20 protein-coding genes are annotated in these 18,199 nt (G+C 69.7%); 18 read left to right on the forward strand and 2 right to left on the reverse strand.

The annotated features are described in order from the left end of the window. Nucleotides 1–16 precede the first annotated feature (16 nt). The 8 genes from SCAB_RS26725 (at nt 17) to SCAB_RS26760 (ending at nt 9,304) form a co-directional block, all read left to right on the forward strand. Entirely contained in the window at nt 17–910 is an 894-nt protein-coding gene (locus SCAB_RS26725) for an FAD binding domain-containing protein (RefSeq protein ID WP_037729468.1), read from the forward strand. Next, nucleotides 907–2,781, forward strand: a complete 1,875-nt coding sequence (locus SCAB_RS26730) for a 2Fe-2S iron-sulfur cluster-binding protein (RefSeq protein WP_013003199.1) — start codon at nt 907–909, stop codon at nt 2,779–2,781. Before SCAB_RS26725 ends, SCAB_RS26730 begins: the two co-directional genes overlap by 4 nt. After that, nucleotides 2,778–5,093 carry a xanthine dehydrogenase family protein molybdopterin-binding subunit gene (locus tag SCAB_RS26735; RefSeq protein WP_013003200.1) on the forward strand — a complete coding sequence of 772 codons (2,316 nt, stop codon included), beginning with the start codon at nt 2,778–2,780 and terminating at the stop codon, nt 5,091–5,093. The genes SCAB_RS26730 and SCAB_RS26735 overlap by 4 nt, the downstream gene beginning before the upstream one ends. 192 nt (nt 5,094–5,285) lie before the next feature. Next, nucleotides 5,286–5,864, forward strand: coding sequence for an SUKH-4 family immunity protein (locus tag SCAB_RS26740; protein WP_041669690.1), 579 nt, complete (start codon nt 5,286–5,288; stop codon nt 5,862–5,864). 605 nt (nt 5,865–6,469) lie between these two features. Beyond that, nucleotides 6,470–7,384, forward strand: coding sequence for a hypothetical protein (locus tag SCAB_RS26745; protein WP_106437313.1), 915 nt, complete (start codon nt 6,470–6,472; stop codon nt 7,382–7,384). Nucleotides 7,385–7,410: 26 nt separating this feature from the next. Beyond that, nucleotides 7,411–7,947, forward strand: coding sequence for a hypothetical protein (locus tag SCAB_RS26750; protein ID WP_013003204.1), 537 nt, complete (start codon nt 7,411–7,413; stop codon nt 7,945–7,947). 329 nt (nt 7,948–8,276) lie between these two features. Then, nucleotides 8,277–8,723 (forward strand): GntR family transcriptional regulator, encoded by a 447-nt coding sequence (locus SCAB_RS26755; RefSeq protein ID WP_041669692.1) that lies wholly within the window; start codon nt 8,277–8,279, stop codon nt 8,721–8,723. 11 nt (nt 8,724–8,734) lie between these two features. Next, nucleotides 8,735–9,304 carry an HD domain-containing protein gene (locus SCAB_RS26760; RefSeq protein WP_173402908.1) on the forward strand — a complete coding sequence of 190 codons (570 nt, stop codon included), beginning with the start codon at nt 8,735–8,737 and terminating at the stop codon, nt 9,302–9,304. Here the strand turns inward: SCAB_RS26760 and SCAB_RS26765 are convergent. Further along, nucleotides 9,292–9,765 carry an NUDIX domain-containing protein gene (locus SCAB_RS26765; RefSeq protein ID WP_041669695.1) on the reverse strand — a complete coding sequence of 158 codons (474 nt, stop codon included), beginning with the start codon at nt 9,763–9,765 and terminating at the stop codon, nt 9,292–9,294. The two genes, SCAB_RS26760 and SCAB_RS26765, sit on opposite strands and share 13 nt — an antisense overlap. Beyond that, nucleotides 9,762–10,532, reverse strand: coding sequence for a helix-turn-helix domain-containing protein (locus SCAB_RS26770; protein ID WP_013003208.1), 771 nt, complete (start codon nt 10,530–10,532; stop codon nt 9,762–9,764). Before SCAB_RS26770 ends, SCAB_RS26765 begins: the two co-directional genes overlap by 4 nt. Nucleotides 10,533–11,247: 715 nt before the next feature. Here SCAB_RS26770 and SCAB_RS26775 point away from each other — a divergent pair. The 10 genes from SCAB_RS26775 to SCAB_RS26820 all read left to right on the forward strand — a co-directional run bounded on the left by SCAB_RS26775 (nt 11,248) and on the right by SCAB_RS26820 (nt 18,197). Next, on the forward strand, nt 11,248–11,517 hold the full coding sequence (locus SCAB_RS26775) for a DUF6284 family protein (RefSeq protein ID WP_013003209.1): 270 nt from the start codon (nt 11,248–11,250) through the stop codon (nt 11,515–11,517). Then, complete coding sequence (locus SCAB_RS26780) at nt 11,514–11,966, forward strand: Pycsar system effector family protein (RefSeq protein ID WP_013003210.1); 453 nt, start codon at nt 11,514–11,516, stop codon at nt 11,964–11,966. Before SCAB_RS26775 ends, SCAB_RS26780 begins: the two co-directional genes overlap by 4 nt. Next, nucleotides 11,963–12,166: a hypothetical protein gene (locus tag SCAB_RS26785; RefSeq protein WP_013003211.1), complete on the forward strand. Its 204-nt coding sequence runs from the start codon at nt 11,963–11,965 to the stop codon at nt 12,164–12,166. The genes SCAB_RS26780 and SCAB_RS26785 overlap by 4 nt, the downstream gene beginning before the upstream one ends. Further along, a complete protein-coding gene (locus SCAB_RS26790; RefSeq protein ID WP_013003212.1) occupies nt 12,163–12,489 on the forward strand; it encodes a DUF6303 family protein in 327 nt (108 codons plus the stop codon). Before SCAB_RS26785 ends, SCAB_RS26790 begins: the two co-directional genes overlap by 4 nt. Then, a complete protein-coding gene (locus tag SCAB_RS26795) occupies nt 12,486–13,349 on the forward strand; it encodes a hypothetical protein (RefSeq protein ID WP_013003213.1) in 864 nt (287 codons plus the stop codon). Before SCAB_RS26790 ends, SCAB_RS26795 begins: the two co-directional genes overlap by 4 nt. Continuing rightward, nucleotides 13,346–14,170: a hypothetical protein gene (locus tag SCAB_RS26800; RefSeq protein ID WP_013003214.1), complete on the forward strand. Its 825-nt coding sequence runs from the start codon at nt 13,346–13,348 to the stop codon at nt 14,168–14,170. Before SCAB_RS26795 ends, SCAB_RS26800 begins: the two co-directional genes overlap by 4 nt. 43 nt (nt 14,171–14,213) lie before the next feature. Next, complete coding sequence (locus SCAB_RS26805) at nt 14,214–14,531, forward strand: hypothetical protein (protein ID WP_013003215.1); 318 nt, start codon at nt 14,214–14,216, stop codon at nt 14,529–14,531. Between the two features lie 111 nt (nt 14,532–14,642). Continuing rightward, the gene (locus SCAB_RS26810) at nt 14,643–16,745 is read left to right on the forward strand and encodes an FtsK/SpoIIIE domain-containing protein (RefSeq protein ID WP_013003216.1); all 2,103 of its coding nucleotides are present in this window, start codon (nt 14,643–14,645) and stop codon (nt 16,743–16,745) included. Nucleotides 16,746–16,952: 207 nt separating this feature from the next. Further along, a complete protein-coding gene (locus SCAB_RS26815; protein ID WP_013003217.1) occupies nt 16,953–17,264 on the forward strand; it encodes a hypothetical protein in 312 nt (103 codons plus the stop codon). An 87-nt stretch (nt 17,265–17,351) separates the two neighbouring features. Then, the gene (locus tag SCAB_RS26820) at nt 17,352–18,197 is read left to right on the forward strand and encodes a bifunctional DNA primase/polymerase (RefSeq protein ID WP_013003218.1); all 846 of its coding nucleotides are present in this window, start codon (nt 17,352–17,354) and stop codon (nt 18,195–18,197) included. Nucleotides 18,198–18,199: the final 2 nt, after the last annotated feature.

The raw sequence follows: 18,199 nt of genomic DNA on the forward strand, positions 1-18,199 counted from the left end.
GGAAGGGGCATCCGGTTTGACCACGCACGCACCGCAGGCGGCGCAGGCCGTGACCCTGCCCGGCTCGCTCGACGAGGCCGTGGCGGCTCTCTCCGTCATGCCCTGGGCGGTTCCGGTGGCGGGTGGCACGGACCTCATGGCCGCGGTCAACTCCGGGCAGCTCAGGCCCGCCGCGCTGGTCGGGCTCGGCAGGATCAGCGAGATCCGCGGCTGGCAGTACCAGGACGGACACGCCCTCCTGGGGGCGGGACTGACGCACGCCCGGATGGGGCGCCCGGACTTTGCGGCGCTCATTCCGGCGCTCGCCGCCGCCGCGCGCGCCGCCGGACCACCGCAGATCCGCAACGCGGGCACCCTCGGCGGCAACATCGCGACGGCCGCCCCCACCGGGGACGCGCTGCCCGTGCTGGCCGCCCTGGAGGCCACGCTGATCATCGCGGGCCCGGGCGGGGGCCGGCGCGAGATGCCCGTTTCGCACCTGCTGGCCGGCATGGAGATGTTGCGGCCCGGTGAACTCATCGGCTTCGTGCGCGTGCCGCTGCTGCACGCGCCGCAGGTCTTCCTGAAGGCCACCGGCCGCACCGGCCCCGGTCGCGCGGTGGCCTCCGTCGCCCTCGTCCTGGACCCCGCCCGGCGCGGGGTGCGGTGTGCCGTCGGTGCCATAGCGCCGATGCCGCTGCGGCCGCTGGACGCCGAGGCGTGGGTCGGCCGGCTGATCGACTGGGACGGCGAGCGCACCCTCGTCCCCGAGGCGCTGCAGGCCTTCGGCGAGTACGTCGCCGCCGCCTGCATCCCCGATCCGGCCCCCGAGGTCGACGGCACGGTGGCGCCGCTTCCGCCCGCCGTACTGCATCTGCGGCGCACCGTCGCCGCGCTGGCCCGACGAGCACTGGGGAGGGCACTGTCGTGACCGACGACCAGCACGGAGAAGGCACCCCGCAGCAGGGGAGCCAGGGCGGCTGGGAGCGGCTGCCGCAGGGCGACTACGACGACGGCGCCACGACGTTCGTGCAGCTCCCCGAGGGGGGCATCGACGCGCTGCTCGCCGCCGACAGCCCGCTGGCCGCGCCCGGCCACGGCTATGTCCCGCCGCAGATAGCGTCGAACGCCATCAACCCGGTCAACCCCGTCAACACCATCGACACGGCGCACACCGCCGGGACCGACCCGTCGGTCCCGGGTACGTGGGCGATGCCGGCCGGGGGTGCCGAGTGGCACGACCCGAACGCAGGGCAGCCGCAGCCGCCCGCCCAGGACGCGTTCACGTACAACCCCGCCTCGACCGGGCAGTGGACGTTCGAGGAGCCTGCCGCGCAGGAAGGGGCCGCTCCCGGTCACGATGTGACGGGCGAGTGGTCGATTCCGGTCGCCGGGGGTGACCTTCCGGACGAATCCGGGGAGTTCAGCACGTCGGCCCTCGTCGAGCAGTGGGGCGGCACCCCGCCCGCCACGCTGCCCGGCGGCGCCGCCGCGCCCTGGGCCACCGAGGAGATCGGCACGGCGTGGACCGCGCCGCCCCCGGCCCGCCCCGAGGAGCGCACGGCCGAGGAACACGCGGCCGAGGACGGAACGCCGCCGGGGAGCGAGACGGGCGCGGCCCGGGAGGCCGCCGGGAAGCCCTCGGCGGCCCCTGGGGAGGCGTACGCCGACACGGCCTCCGAGACCGCCGGGCCGTCCCCGGAGGCCGCCCAGGACCCCGCTGAGCCGGTCGAGGCCGAGGCGCGCACCGACGCCGGGGCGCACGACGCGGCCGAGGGCGGAGCCGAGCGGCCCGACGCGACCGAGACCACTCCCGGGGAGGACACCGAGAGCGACGCGGAGCCGTCCGCCGAGGAGTCCGCCCCGGTCCCGCCCCCGCACGACGACCACCCCCTCGCCTCCTACGTCCTGCGCGTCAACGGCACCGAGCGGCCCGTCAGCGACGCCTGGATCGGCGAGTCCCTGCTCTACGTGCTGCGCGAGCGGCTCGGCCTCGCGGGCGCCAAGGACGGCTGCTCGCAGGGCGAGTGCGGCGCCTGCAACGTGCAGGTCGACGGCCGGCTCGTGGCGTCCTGCCTGGTCCCCGGCGTCACCGCCGCGGGCAGCGAGGTACGCACCGTCGAGGGCCTCGCCGCCGACGGGCAGCCCTCCGACGTGCAGCGCGCCCTCGCCCGGTGCGGCGCCGTCCAGTGCGGGTTCTGCGTGCCCGGCATGGCGATGACCCTGCACGACCTCCTGGAGGGCAACCCCGCCCCCACCGACCTGGAGACCCGCCAGGCGCTCTGCGGCAACCTGTGCCGCTGCTCCGGCTACCGGGGCGTCCTGGCGGCCGTCCGTGACGTCGTCGCCGAACGCGAGGCCCACTCGGCCGCCGAGAACGAGGCCGCCGCGGACACCGACGAGGCCCGCATCCCGCACCAGGCGGGCCCCGGCGCCGGCGGCGTCAACACGGCAGCGTTCGACTCCCGCAGCGCGCCCCCGCAGGCACCCCACGACCCCGACCGCTCCTACGGCGGCCAGGGGCTGTCGTTCACCGGCCCGGACGACTCGTACGGCGGGCAGGGCCAGTCCTTCGCCGCGCAGAGCGACACCTACGGCGGGCAGGGCCAGAACTTCGCGGTCCAGAGCGACACGTACGGCGGGCAGGGCCAGAACTTCGCCGCCCAGAACGACACCTACGGCGGCCAGGGCCAGAACTTCGGCGGCCAGTCCCTCGGCGGCCCGGACGACTCGTACGGCGGGCAGGACGACTCGTACGGCGGTCAGGGCCGGTCGTTCGGCCAGGACGGAGGCCAGGCGTGAGCAACGAAACCGTCATCGCGGCGCCCGCGGGCCCCGGCGAGGCCGCGGCAGCCCCCGAGCCGGTGCCGCACGGCCTGGGCGTGTCCCTGCCGTCCGCCGACTCCCGCGCCAAGTCCGAGGGCACCTTCCCGTACGCGGCTGACCTGTGGGCCGAGGGCCTGCTGTGGGCCGCCGTGCTCCGCTCCCCGCACCCCCACGCGCGCATCGTGTCCATCGACACGTCCCACGCGCGCGAGATGCCCGGCGTACGGGCCGTCATCACGCACGAGGACGTGCCGGGCGTCGCCCTGCACGGCCGGGGCAAGGCCGACCGGCCCCTGTTCGCCTCCGAGGTCGTCCGCCACCACGGCGAGCCCATCGCGGCCGTCGCCGCCGACCACCCCGACACCGCGCGGATGGCCGCCGCCGCCGTCATCGTCGAGTACGAGGTGCTCGACCCGGTGATCGACCCCGAGCAGGCGTTCGAGGCCGAGCCCCTGCACCCCGACGGCAACCTCATCCGCCACATCCCGCTGCGCCACGGCGACCCGAACGCGTCCGGCGAGATCGTGGTCGAGGGCCAGTACCGCATCGGCCGCGCGGACCCCGCCCCCATCGGTGCCGAGGCCGGTCTCGCCGTGCCCCGCCCCGACGGCGGCGTCGAGCTGTACGTGGCCTCCACCGACCCGCACACCGACCGCGACGCGGCCGCCGCCTGCTACGGCCTGGCCCCCGACCGCGTCAAGATCGTCGTCACCGGCGTCCCCGGCGCCACCGCCGACCGCGAGGACCAGGGCTTCCAGCTCCCGCTCGGCCTGCTGGCCCTGAAGACGGGCTGCCCGGTCAAACTGACGGCCACCCGCGAGGAGTCCTTCCTCGGCCACGCCCACCGGCACCCCACCCTGCTGCGCTACCGCCACCACGCGGACGCCGAGGGCAGGATCGTCAAGGTCGAGGCGCAGATCCTGCTGGACGCGGGCGCGTACGCCGACACCTCCTCGGAGGCGCTGGCCGCCGCCGTCTCCTTCGCCTGCGGCCCCTACGTCGTCCCCAACGCCTTCATCGAGGGCTGGGCGGTCCGCACCAACAACCCGCCCTCCGGCCATGTGCGCGGCGAGGGCGCGCTGCAGGTGTGTGCCGCGTACGAGGCGCAGATGGACAAGCTCGCGAAGAAGCTGGGCATCGACCCGGCGGAACTGCGCATGCGCAATGTGATGTCCACGGGCGACGTGCTGCCGACGGGCCAGTCCGTGACCTGCCCGGCGCCGGTCGCCGAACTCCTCCAGGCCGTCCAGGAGTTCCCGCTCCCGGCCCTGCCCAAGGACACCCCCGAGGACGAGTGGCTGCTCCCGGGCGGCCCCGAGGGCGCGGGCGAGCCCGGCGCCGTCCGGCGCGGCGTCGGCTACGGCCTCGGCATGGTCCACATGCTCGGCGCCGAGGGCGCGGACGAGGTCTCCACGGCCACGGTGAAGGTCCACGACGGCATCGCGACCGTGCTGTGCGCGGCCGTCGACACCGGGCAGGGCTTCTCCACCCTCGCCCGGCAGATCGTCCAGGAGACCCTGGGCATCGACGAGGTCCACATCGCCCAGGTCGACACCGACCAGCCCCCGGCCGGCCCGAGCTGTCGGGGCCGCCACACCTGGGTCTCCGGCGGCGCGGTGGAGCGGGCGGCCAAGATGGTCCGCACCCAGCTCCTGCAGCCGCTGGCCCACAAGTTCGGCATGTCCACGGAACTGCTGCAGATCACCGACGGCAAGATCACCTCGTACGACGGTGTGCTGTCCACCACGGTCGCGGAGGCGATGGACGGCAAGGAACTCTGGGCCACCGCCCAGTGCCGCCCGCACCCCACCGAGCCGCTGGACGAGGCGGGCCAGGGCGACGCGTTCGTGGGCCTGGCGTTCTGCGCGATCCGCGCGGTGGTGGACGTCGACATCGAGCTCGGCTCCGTACGGGTCGTGGAGCTGGCCGTCGCCCAGGACGTCGGCCGGATCCTGCACCCGGCACAGCTCGCCGCCCGCATCGAGGCCGGCGTCACCCAGGGGGTGGGCGTGGCCCTCACGGAGAACCTCCGCACCCCCCGGGGCCTCATCCGCCACCCCGACCTCACCGGCTACGCCCTGCCGACCGCCCTGGACGCCCCCGACATCCAGATCGTCAAACTGGTGGAGGAGCGGGACGTCGTCGCCCCCTTCGGCGCGAAGGCGGCCAGCGCGGTGCCGGTGGTCACGTCCCCGGCGGCCATCGCGGCGGCCGTCCGCGCGGCCACCGGGCGCCCCGTGAACCGGTTGCCGATCCGGCCGCAGGCCGCGGTGGTGACGGGGACGTAGGGGCGCGTGCGCGACCCCCGGCACAGCCCCTGAGGTGCGTGTTCGCGTGTACGGCGGGCGTTGTCGGTGGGGCGGCGTATGGTTCTCGGCAGTGGGGACGACGACCGCTCGGCGGCGCGTGATCCGCCACGGGGGACGCACACCGCGAACCATGTGCCGGGGGGAGCCATGAGCACAATGACGATGGGGACAATGGGCCTGACGGACCTGAACGACCTGAACGATCTGCACGACATGAACGACATGAACGACCTGGCGGTGCTGACCGGGCGACCGGCCACGCGCTCCGGACTGGCGCTGGACCTGCCCGCCAGACTGCTGGACGAGGAGTTCGGCCAGAGCAGGGTGTGGCGCTTCGAGGACTTCGACTTCCCGGCCACGCTCACCCACGAGCCGACCCGCCGCTTCCTGCGGGACATGGGCCTGCCCGAGGACCACGGCTTCTTCCAGCTCGACACGGACATCCCGCTGCCGACGCTCGCCGAGTACCTGGCGGACACCGGCCGGCCCGCCGGCCCCGGCCGACTCCCGGACAGAGCCGCCCACTTGATCCGCCTGGGTCACTTCGTCGAGGGCAGCAGCCTCGTCGTCGACGGCACCACCGGGGCGGTCCTCAACTGGAGCGAGACCGAGTCGACCCTCTGCCCCCTCGACGCCGACATCTCCACCCTGGCCTTCACCCTCTGGCTCCTGCACCGCGAGAGGCACGAGGGAACGGCCGCGGGCTGCTGGGTGGAGACCCTGCGCAACAGGGCCTGCGCGGGCCTCTGAGCCCCCGCGGGCCCTGACGCCCGCCGGGCGCACGAGCACGGCCGACCGCCCACACGAGAACGGCCGACCACGGAGAAGCGGTCGGCCGTCACGTCGTACTGGAGGCCGTGGCGGGAATCGAACCCACGTAACTCGCTTTGCAGGTTTGTCGGTGCTGGTCGGAGCATGATCCGGAAGTGTTCGGCGAAGTTCATTGCTGTACACACACTGTGTCTGGCGGGGGGAGTGAACGGCCCCGGACGACCGTGCACGGCGATGAACGAGACGGAAACTGAGACGGAGCGCGGTCAGGCACGTGGAACCGCGCCTACGAACTCCTCGCCCTTATCGGGGCCCCGGGGGCCTGAGCCATGGCCCGCCGCGAAAGTCAGGTCCACACACACCCAGGGCGTCGAGAGGGCTGTCTCGGTGTATCGGTCAGGCTGGAGGTACTGCTCCATGATCACCTCCGGTGGATGCCCGCTCGCCGTGAGAGTTCTCGCAGTCGAGCTTCAGACAGTACCGATCCGCTAGATTCCGCCTAAACCCTGCCAGGAACGGCAAGATGCGGCACCATGTGTGATCAAAGCCGCGCAAGGGTCGGCTGCTCCGTTTGGGAGGATCTGATGCCGTCGTTCCAGTTCTGCCTGTACGAGGTATCGGTGCGGCAATTCATGAAGAAAGATAAGCGGCGCCTTGTTGCAGAGTTCAACTCGCGGCGGCATGACCTGTTCAAGAGTCTGCAAGATTTCATGAATGACCAACTGGGCACGAAAGGGGTTTCTCTCCAGAAGAGTGAGCATTACATTCGACTTAAGAAAATCGAAGACAATTCGAGAGTCCTGTGGTCGACCGTCGAGACGGGAAAATTCGGAAATCCGGGGATTGTTGTTGCGACGGACACTGGAGACAATGCGTTTGACATTAAAGCCACCGACGCCCCCACGTACCCTCTGCGGCAATGTTTTGTCGTCCCGCGTTCCGGTGAGTCTGCTATCTGGGCAACTGAGGTGATTGGTCAATCTACAGCCATCACCTCGCTCTGGACGCCGTTTAGTGACTGGTTCAAGGAAGAATACGAATCTGATCGCCTCGTTGTCGATAGGGAGCCTCTTCAAAGTACTAGCGCATGGAACGCTTTCATTGATGAATCGGAACTGCAAGAGATTAGCTTCCTTGTGCGTGTCCGGGATTCTGATGGAGCGGTGGGCGTTCGCACGCAGGAGTACAAGGCGAAAAGCGGTCGTGGGACACGCCTTAAAAAGGACTGGATCCGAATGGCGCTTTCGCGCGATTTGCCACCGTCCGCAGTCTTCACGGCTACGGGTATTCCAGACCCCGATGAAGTGCACCTGAACATCGAGCGCGACGGAAAGAGCCGAACCATCGTGGTGGGCAGAATCTTCCCTCGCTTCATGTATCAGATCGAAACTCCGAACGGCCTTCGCCCCGACGACGCGACCTTCCAGCGGGAGGTGTTGTCAGAGGTAGGTGCTTCACTTGACCTGATGGGGGTCAGCCGCGGTGATTGGCAGGCGTGACCTGAGGCTGCGCAGGCGGAGGGTGCATGAGCGTCAAGTGGAGCGTTGCCAAGATCGCCGTTGCTCACTTCAAAACGTACTGGGATGCCAACAAGGATCGCCCTATGGCGTCCGACTATGTGACCTTCCTGGGCGTTCCTATATTGCTCGCGATCTTCGCAGGAATCATGACTCATGCGGGTCACTTTCATATTCGAGATGTGTCCAAGCTGATTGGTGGCATGGGTGTTTTTACGGGGCTTTTGTTTGGGCTTCTAACGAATGTCTTCACGCTAAGCCTGCGCGTTCGTCGAGACGAGGGCCTAGATCCGGAGAATGAGGTCGTTAAGCAAGTGCGTGAACTGTTCTTCAATGTCTCCTGGGCGGTCGTAGTAGGGTGCGTCCTGATCACTGTGCTAGTGCTGGCCGCCGCGACGCATTCGACGACATCGGCGCTCGGATCACTTTGGACCGGACTGCTTACTTTTCTCTTTCTGCATCTTATGCTCACGATTCTCATGGCTCTTAAGAGGTTGTGGTATGCGCACGATAAAGTGGCCAAACTTCCAGCAAAGGAAGAGTGACGGATTTTCCTGCTTTTAAGGTTGGCTGGGAATTTTCCGACCTCGCTGAGGTGGGCTCTGATCCCGTCATAGCGGCAGTGCTCATGGTGTCGCACGACAACTGAACATGCTTCGATCGGAACTACGTGAATCGAGATGGGGCCGGTACCTGACGCTCCCGCATTGTCGTCCTTGAGTGAGAAGCGTGTGGTAGCGGGTCGATATGGGGAGGTGCGACGTGCCGCGGGCTTAGCATCTCCTCCTTGGCCTGGCGTCGCCTCTCTCACGGAGCGTGGCAGGACCGTGCGACCCTTGGCAGTGAGCGATGGAGCAACGTGAGAGGAGCCGAAGTGCCGGATGCTAGTCCGCGCGGAACCTACCTGGTCATTGCGGAGACGCTGCGAAACGAGATCCAGGCAGAGCAGGCTGGCGACACCTTGCCGTCAGAGGCCGACCTGATGGACTCGCACCACGTCTCCCGAAACACGATCCGCCGCGCGCTTAAGGCGCTCGAAGCTGACGGGGTCGTCGAGTCTGCTCCCGGGATCGGATGGCGCGTGGTCCGGGAAGGCGACCGCCGGTCGCTCGCGGAGCGCATGACGGACGTGATCAAAGAGGACTCACTCTCGGTAGGAGACACGTACCCGTCCGAAGCGAAGCTGTGTGAGCGGTTCGGCGCGTCCCGGACCGCCGTGCGCCGTGTTCTCGCCCACATGGAAGGAAATGGGCTGCTCGCCACCGTGCACGGCAAGGGGCGAACCGTGCGCGCACTCCCGACCCACACCGCCCGGTCGTAGTCTTGGCCGCCATGGGACTGACTGAGTGGGCATACACGCTCTCTGAATCGTTGCTTTCCGATCCGCTCCCGCGCCGGTGGGCGCACTCGCTCGGGGTTGCCGAGCGCGCTCGCTCCCTGAGCCCGATCCTGCGAGACGACGCCGAGCTGTTGGAAGCTGCCGCTGTGCTGCATGACATCGGCTACTCGCCGGCCATCGCGGCCACAGGCTTCCATCCCCTGGATGGTGCACGGTTCCTCAGAGATCAGGAAGGTGCGGACGAACGGGTTGTTCGCCTTGTGGCCCATCACTCCTGTGCCTTGCTGGAAGCGGAGGAACGCGGACTTCGCCAGGAACTTGAAGGCGAGTTCGAGCTAGAGCGCCCCGACCTGGTCGACGCGTTGCTGTACTGCGACATGACGACGACGCCGGACGGGACGCAGACGACGCCGACCGAGCGGTTGGATGAGATCGTGCAGCGATACGGCCCGGACACGATCGTCGGTCGGTTCATTCAGCGCGCGGCCCCCGAGATCCATGCAGCGTCGAAGCGTGTTGGTGGTCGGATGACGGAAGTTTCTGTTGGCGGTCAGCCGACGTAGGGCTCTTGGCGCGCGCCATCGAGACCGTGCCGGATTCGCAGCATCATCGAAGGGTGGATGTCCAACCCGTCAAGGTCCGCTGGATCAATCCAGCGGACCTCTTTCGATTCGCTGCTTGTGCGCAGAGAACCGCTGACCGGGTGGGCCCGGAAGCAGATGGAGAACTGTTGCCGGACCTCGCCGTTGTCGTACGCCAACACGTGTTGAGGGTCGGTGTAGAGCCCGACGATGTTGTCTATCTCAACATCGATACCGGTCTCCTCCCGGACCTCGCGTACGACCGTGTCCGCGATGCGTTCGCCGATGTCGTGGCCGCCACCGGGTAGGGCCCAAAGGTCGTTGTCCGTCTTGTGGATGAGCAACAGACGTCCCGCATCGTCGCGGACCACTGCCGTCACCGAGGGGACCACAGAGTTGGCCTTTGGGGCGTTCGGGTCGCGGAAGTAGTCAATCCGGCTCATGAGTGCGTTCCCTCCCAATCGGCGGGCGAGGAGATCGGGCGGGCCGACTCCCACACCTTCTCAACACTCTCGGCGTAGGCGTCGAAGAGTTCGCCTCCCGGGACGTGCCGCAGGTGGAGCACGGGGGACATGTAGGCGCCGACCCCGTAGAGATGGCCGTTCGTCAGCATTTCGTCATCGGCCCGGTAGATCGAGTTGTAGAGCGTCGTGCCGTGCAGACGGAACTCGACACCAGGGAGTCCGAAGAGCGGGCCGTAGTTGATGAGGGCGTTCCGAATCTTGCCCGCCATCGCAGCGCCGATCCCTTCGTCCTCGCCGCGTACGGCCACGGCCGGGGACGTGGGCTCCCCCAACATGAAGCGGATAGGCACTCCGTCGCCCGCCTTCTCCTTCACGATGCGGTGAAACGTCGCGTCCTCGGTGAGCCAGAACCCCGAGTACACCAGTAGGTCAAACTGTCGGGTTGCCTGGGCGTACAGGGTCGTCCAAAGGGTCTGCATGACGACGGATCGGTGCGGATAGAGCCTGACCAACTCCGCGTTGCCGGTGGCTGTCACTTCGGCCGATGTCCGTTCGTCCGGCCAGAGGTACGAGACTTCGCACTTCAAGAGTGAAGCTGTCGCGTACTGGAAGCGCCGATAAGGCTTGCGCTCGGGGTCGTTGATCCAGCGTTCGACCGTCTTGGCCGCGACACCGAGTCGTTCGGCGACCTCATCAAGGGTCAGGCCCAAGTCGACTATCGCGCCGCGCAGTCGCTCGTTGGCCACGTCAACCTCCGCTCACTCGGGACGACTTGGTACGACTTCACGGTAACCAAGAACGCCCCAGGTCGTACAGGTGCGAAGTCGAGCGTCGCCGCCGTCGGCGCCACTCTGTATGTACATCGAGCGCGAGGGGCGCGCGAACTCCAAACAGCCGAAGGGCTTGACGGGGTGAACCTCCCTCTGCAAGATGAGGAACACGTACTACATGTTCCTCTCGATTGGATCGCTTTGGCGGGCCGATCGAGCGCACGAATGCAGAGGGCGGGGACGCTGCAATCCCGCTAAAGGCCAGGGGATCAATCAGGGCTTCGGCCCGGTCTGGCGAGGTGGCCCGGTGACCGCGAGCAACGGCCGGCGTGTGGGGACGTGGTCCCCCTTGCAGTGATGTTGCGTACCCCTTCGACCTGGGAGTTCTGATGATTCGACGAACCTTGTGGGCGTCGCCGTGATGGACCGGCCGACGGCGCCCGTGCGATGCCCGAGCCAGTGAGCGGAGCGCACGCGCTCACTGTCGATCCGGTCCGCCCCCTTCCTGCCATCGCAGCGGCTAGCGCTGCGGCCGGTTGCCTCCCTCGCCCGTCCGACCGCGCTTCGTGCGCGGGTCGTACGGGCGGGGCGGAGGGGAGCCGGGGATCCGACTTCAACGGCGCGCGGCCCCGGGTGTCCAGACCCGGGGCCGCTGACGGGCCGTTCAACCCTGTGAGAGGAACACGACCCAATGAAGACCATCGTGACTGTTCAGGACGCTGTTACGGCGTTCGCCGACTTCATGGAGCCGACGGATGCGGAGTTGGACGCGATCGAGGTGGAGTCGCCGCTGATTCTGGCGGAGGTCGACCTGTTGGACGCGCAGATCATCACCCTCGACCACGCCCCGAACGTGGTGGACGCCCGCCGGATCCGCCGGGCCCGGAACAAGGTGCTGGCCGCCCGCCGGGACCTGCTCAACCGCACCGCCGACGGCCGCACGGCGGGCGGTGCCGCGTGAGCGCCGCCGACCAGAACCTGACGGCCGCGCATGCTGAGGTGAAGGCGGAGATCGCGCGGACGGACACGAAGACCGGTCTGCTGCTGGCGTTCATCGGTGCGGTGCTGGCCGGTGCGTGGACGGTCGCCAAGGACACCCCGCTCAGCCTGCCCGCGTACATCGTGGGCGGGGCCGGGATGGTGGTGCTGGTCGTGGCGGCGGGTCTGCTGCTGCGGGCGGTGCGGCCGAACCTCAAGGGCCGGCACGGTTTCCCGCTGTGGGCGACGCTCACCGCCGAGGAGATCACGGCCACGCTCGCCGAGGTCGACCGCAGAGCGGACATCGCGGGTCTGTCGCGGCTCGCGGTCGCCAAGTTCACCGGCCTGCGCCGCGCCATCGACCTCACCTGTGCCGGCGGGGCGCTGCTCGCCCTCGCGGTGCTGATCGCTGTGGTGGGGGGTGCGGCATGAGTGCCAACCCGACTCCGCAGGGCTTCGCCCTGCTGCTGATCGTGCTGGGCGGGGTCGTCATGCTGACCGCCACCATCGGCACGGTCGTGACACACGAGCACGTGTGGAAGGCCGTGGTCGCGGCCGGCGGCGCCGTTCAGGTCGCCGGATGGCTGCTGCACGCTCGCCGTCTGCGCCGCCTGACGGGCGGTGCCCGATGAACGGCCGGGTAATGCGGGCGCAGATCACGCAGCGCTGCTGCGGCACGACGGCCCCGGAGAAGACCGCCGGCCCGTGCTGGCAGTTGTTCGTGGTGATGACCGGCCGCGTCGACGACTGGCCCGTGTTCACGTGGCCGACGTCGGCGCCGGTGCCGCCGGTCGAGGAGCGGACGGCCGTGCTGGCGGCGCTCGGCTACCGGCTCTCCGACGACGCTGAGTGGGAGTGGTGCGAGGACGCCACCTCGGCCTACCACCCGCACCCGGTACGCGTGTCCTTGATGGCTGCGGCGCAGGTCCGGCCGCTGGACGGGGGTTCCGTATGAAGGGCAAGACCGTTCTTCCCGCCGTCGCGATGACGGCGGTGTCCATGGTGCTCACCCTCGCCGTGGTCGTGATGTGGCTGGGCACGGCGATGCCGTGGCCGGTCGCGCTGGTCGTCGGTCTCGGCATCGACGGCGGGTGGCTGGCGACCCTCGCCTACGAACGCCGTCTCGCCGCGCAGGGCGACCACAACCGCACGGTGACCGCCGTCGGCTGGTCGTTCGGCCTGGTCGCCACCGGTGTCCTGGTCGCGCACGCGCTCACCGCCGAGACTTCCGCCGGCGCGTGGCTGGCCGTGGCGTGGTTGCCGGTCGCGGCAAAGGCGCTGTGGCTGGTGCACGGACTGTGGGAGCGGACCGCGCTCACCCCGGCCGCTGTCGGTGCGATCCGGGGAATCCAGCAAGAGGCCCGCGACGAAGCGGCCGTGGCCCGTGCCCGGCTGCGGGCGGAAGCGGCCACCGAGGAGACCCGGCTGACGGCCGTGACGCAGGCCGGTGCCCGCGTCGCACGCGTCCAGTCCAAGACCGCCGCCACCCTCGCCGGGGCGTGGTCGACGCTCGAAGCGGCGCGGGACGGTGAGGACACCGGCAGGGCGCTGACCAGCGTGACGGCCCGCGTCACGCCCGGCGTCACACCCGCGTGGGAGCTGCCCGTGTGGGGTCCCATCGAGCCTGTGTCCGCGCTCGCGTTGGAGACGGGGCCCGCGCTCACCGATGGGGCGCTTGGCGTCCTGGTGGACGAGATCCGTCACAGCGAAACGCCGGCGTTGTCCTACCGGGAGATGTCCGCCCGGTTCCGTGCGGCCGGTCACTCCTCCTCCGAGATGCGTCTGCGTGCTGCGTGGAAGCGGGTGGTCGCGTGAGCGCGCCCACCACCGCGCCGGTGAAGTCGTTCAGCTTCGGCGGTGGCGTGCAGTCCACCGCCGCCCTGGTGCTGGCGGCCACGGGTGAGCTGGACTACCGCACGTTCCTCATGGCCAACGTCGGGGACGACTCCGAGCACCCCGGCACCCTCGCCTACCTGCACCAGTACGCCATCCCCTACGCCAAGGCGCACGGCCTTGAGTTGGTCGTGTTGGACCGGGTGATGAAGCGTTCGGGTGAGGTCCGCACGCTGTATCAGGACCTGACCCGTGAGGGGTCGCGGTCGTTGAAGATCCCGGTGCGGATGTCGAACGGGGCCCCCGGCACCCGTTCGTGCACGGCCCAGTTCAAGATCAAGGTCGTCGGGGACGAACTCAAGCGCCGTGGGGCCACGAAGGACGCACCGGCCACGGTCGGGATCGGTATCAGCCTGGACGAGATCCACCGGGCGAACAAGCGTCGCTGCGAGCCGCACGAGCACATCGAATACCCGCTGCTGGAACGCGGGATCCGCCGTATCGACTGCGCCCGGATCATCCGCAGCGCGGGTCTGCCGGTACCGCCGAAGTCGTCGTGCTGGTTCTGCCCCTTCCACCGTCCCGAGACGTGGCACGACATGCGCCGCGACGAACCCGAGCTGTTCGAGCGGGCGTGCCGGCTCGAAGAACTCCTCAACCGGCGCCGGGACGAACTCGGCAAGGACCACGTGTGGCTGACCCGGTTCAACCGGCCGCTCCGCGCCGCGATCCCGGACGGCGTGGACACCCTCCCGTTCGACGAGTGGGACTCCGGCTGTGACTCCGGCTGGTGCATGACCTGAGCAACCCCCGCAGTCCCTCCCCCCCCTCAAGGAGAAACCTCTGATGGGTAACGCCGACATCCGCCGTCTCGACCGCGAGATCGGGCGGACCATGAAGAAGCTGGAAGCGGTACGGCGGGGCGAGTGGTGGCCGCTGACCAGCCGTGAGCGCCTGTCGATGACCCGCGCCATGGCCGGCGGCGCGCGCAGCGTCCACAAGGGCCGCAGCACGGCCGGTGCCGAGGACCGCATGGACTCCATCGGCTCCGCCGTCGAGATGCGGCTGAACGCGGAGCTGGCCGCGCTGCACGGCGAGCGTCAGCGCCTGATCACCGAGGCCGCCCGCGCCAAGGCCGCCAAGAAGTCGTCCGGCTGGTTCTGACCAGCCCCCAACCGCGCACGCCGGGGTGGCCGCTCTTTCCACGGACCCGACCACCCCGGCATCTCTCCCTCAACTCCCGCCCTCGAAAGGGCAGTCAGGAGCAGTACCAGCATGTCTGAGAACGTCGTTCACCTCCACAAGCCCACCGACGGCACGGCGCCGACCGTGCTCACCGTGGTCCCCGACGCCCCGCCGGCGCGGCCGGTGCCGCTGTGGGTGCGCTCGGGTCGCGCGGTGAAGTCGGCCGTGACGCACGAGCGGACCGGGGCGACGGTGCGGGCGGTTGCCCGGCACGGGGCCTACACGTTCAACGGCGGGCGGATCGTGGCCCGCCGTACCTGGGACGGGAAGACCGGGGCCCGGTACGAGCGGATGATCCGGACGGCGGAAGCCGCGGGGAACCTGGAAGCGGCGGAGGAGTGGGAGGAGCGCCTTCAGCGCTTCCGCGCCGCCCGCCACCACCGCCGCATGGACCTGCTGCACTCCCCCGTGGAAGCGGCCAAGGGCGTGGCCGTCGGCGCGGGCATGAGCATCGGGGTTCTGGTCGCGCTCGGGGTCGTGATGGCCATCAACAACGGCGACGTCAAGGACGTGATCACCCCGCTGTCGGCGACCATCGACTTCATCGCCCTGCTCATCCGGATCGTCCAGGTCGTGTGGGGCCCGGCGCTCACGATCGGCCCGTTTCTCGCCCTGCTCGCCCTGTGGGCCGTCGGCAGCAAGCAGCAGGCCGCACCCCAGTGGGCGCTTCCCGCGAACGTCCGCAGCAGCGAGGGTGAGCCGATCACCCCGTCCATCGTCGTCAAGGCCCTGCGCGACCTCGGCGTCCCGGCGCTGCGCAACGCCATCAAGGAGATGGGGGATGTCGGCGCGTCCATGCTCGGTCCGATCCGGATCGCCGGATGCGGCATCGAGGTCGACGTCACGCTCCCGTCGGGGGTGTCGACGAACGAGGTACAGCAGCGGCGCCGCAAGCTCGCCGAGAACCTGACCCGGCACGAGCACGAAGTGTTCATCACCATCCCCGAAGCCGCCCGCACCGTCCGGCTGTGGGTCGCCGACTCCGGCGCGCTGGACGAGCCGATCGGTCCGTCTCCGCTGGTCACGGACGAGACGATGACCGCCGACTACGCCAAGGGCAAGGCGCCGTGGGGTCAGGACCTGCGCGGCGACGCCGCCGCACTCAGCCTCTACCAGCGGCACCTTCTGATCACCGGTCTGTCGAACCAAGGCAAGACCGTGGCTCTGCGTTCCCTCGCCCTGTGGGTCGCACTCGACAAGTCGGTGCAGTTCCTCATGGGTGACCTCAAGGGCGTGGGTGACTGGGCCATGTTCGACGGACTCGCCACCACCCTCATCCAAGGGCCCACCGATGAGCACGTGATCGAGGTGACCGAGATGGTCGAGGGCGCGGTGGAGGAGATGAACCGGCGTCTCCAGGCCCCGCCCGGCACCGTGTTCCCGCCGCTGATCGTGATCGTGGACGAGGCGCAGGTGGCGTTCATGTGCCCGGCCGTGGACGAGGACAAGCGCCCCTACGGCGGGGCCAAGGCCAAGTCCCGGTACTTCACCGCCGCCCGCAAGCTCCACAACCAGGGCCGCGCGGTGAACGTGCTGCTGTGGCAGGGCACCCAGGACCCCACCGACCAGAACCTTCCCAAGCTGGTGCGCGAGGGCGCCCACACCCGCGCCTCCCTCGCCCTGGGCACCGAGTCGCAGGCCCGCATGGCGCTCGGGGACAAGGCCGTCGACGGCGGCGCCGCACCGAACCTGCTGCGTCCTGGCCTGGATCAGGGAACGCTGGTCGTCGCCTCCTCCGGGATCGACATCCCCAAGGGGCAGTCGTCCATCACGGTGCGCACGCACTACATCGACGACGACGCGGCCAAGGCCATCACCGCCCGCGCCAAGGCACTCCGCGACGGCGTCACCACCCTGCACGCCATCGACCGGGGCGAGGACCGCGACCCGCTCGCCGACATCGCCACCGCCGTCGGCGACGCGGCCCGCGTCCTGACTCAGGACGTCCTCAAGCGCCTCGCCGCCCTCAACGCGGATGCCTACGGCAAGTGGTCGTTCATCGACCTCAAGCGCGTCCTCGACGGCACCGGCGCGGAGCCCTACAAGTCCGACGGCCGCATGGTCATCGGCCGCGACCGCCTCACCCGGGCCCTCACCAACCGCGACACCGACGGTTCCGCTTCCACCGTCTGACGGCAGGGAGCGCACCCCGGGCGGGTCAGGGAGGCAGGGAGAACTCCCTAACCCCCTCCCTGCCCCTCCTCCCTGCACCTGACCTGCACAAATGATCAGCCAGGGAGGCAGGGAGGAATCCAGGTCAGCACCCCTGAAACCCCCTCCAGAAGCCTCCCGCAAGGGGGTGCTTCCGCCTCCCTGAACGACTCAGAGAAGGGATTCCGCATGTCGCACCGTGACCCGCCGGGGATCATCGCCCCGCATATCCCCGCCGACGACTGGCGCCGCGCCGAAGCCACCGGGGCCCCGCTCGTCATCGTCGTCCAGGCCGCCGACAGCACCAGCATCCCGTGGCACCGCGTCCTGATCGCGTTCGGCGTCGCCGGGGCCGCAGCGGTCGGCACGTGGGGCCTGGTCGTCGCGCTGTGCACGCTGCTCGACGCCACCGCCGACGCTGTCACCGCCATCGCCACCGCCGCCGGACCCATCGGCATCGGCGGCATCACCTTCCGCCTCGCCCGCTCCAAAGGCGCCTAGCTACGCCAAGGGCGGCCCCCGTCTCGCCAAAGCCGGGGCCGCCCTTGTCCAACCCGTCCTCAACAGACCTGTTGGAGGTCTCCCAGCATGACGCAACCGACCCCCCTCCGGCGAGCGCTCGCCCTCGCCGCGCACGGCGTCCCCGCGCTACCCCTGCGGGCAGGGAAGGCGCCGTTCGGCAACTGCCCGACCTGTGCCGGCAACGCGTGCGGCGGCCGGCCGAACATGAAGACCCCCGGACCCTGCACGTGCCCGCGCCCGTGCCACGGCTGGGCCGCCGCCACCACCGACGCCTATGTCCTCACCTCCCCGCCGTGGGCGCCTGCATGGCGCCGGGCCGCCGCCGTCGCCTACCACCCCGGCGGCGCCGGGGTGACCGTGGTCGACCTCGACAACGCCGCCGCCGTCGACTGGGCCCGCGCCACCCTGCCCACCACCCGCACCGTGCCGACCACGCGGGGGGAGCACTGGACCTATCGAGGCGTGATGCGGTCCGTGAACGGCGTCCGTGAGGGCGTCGACATCAAGTCCACGATGTCCTACACCCGTTGGCTCGGTCCCGGCGTCGGCGCCACGGCCGCACTCCCGGACGCGGTGCGCGCGCTGGCAGTCAGGGAACCGTTCCCATCTCGCAGGGCGCCACAGGCGCTCACAGTGCCTCCGAGGGGCGGACAGGGTGAGTGCCCTCACCGCACGCCCACCTATCTGGACCGTGGCGTCGCCATGGCCGAGCAGCGCATCACCGAAGCCCGTAGCGCGGTGCACGCCACGGTCTACCGCACCTTCCTCGCCGTGCTGTCCACGCACGGCCGGTGCGGCTGCCTCACCGACACCCACGTCAACCGGCTGTTCACCGCCGCGCAGGCCAAGGGCGAATCGGTGCGGCACTGCACGGACGCGTGGTCCAACGCCCTGACCACGTTGGGACTGTGACC

This window comes from Streptomyces scabiei 87.22 (assembly GCF_000091305.1).
Classification (GTDB): domain Bacteria; phylum Actinomycetota; class Actinomycetes; order Streptomycetales; family Streptomycetaceae; genus Streptomyces; species Streptomyces scabiei.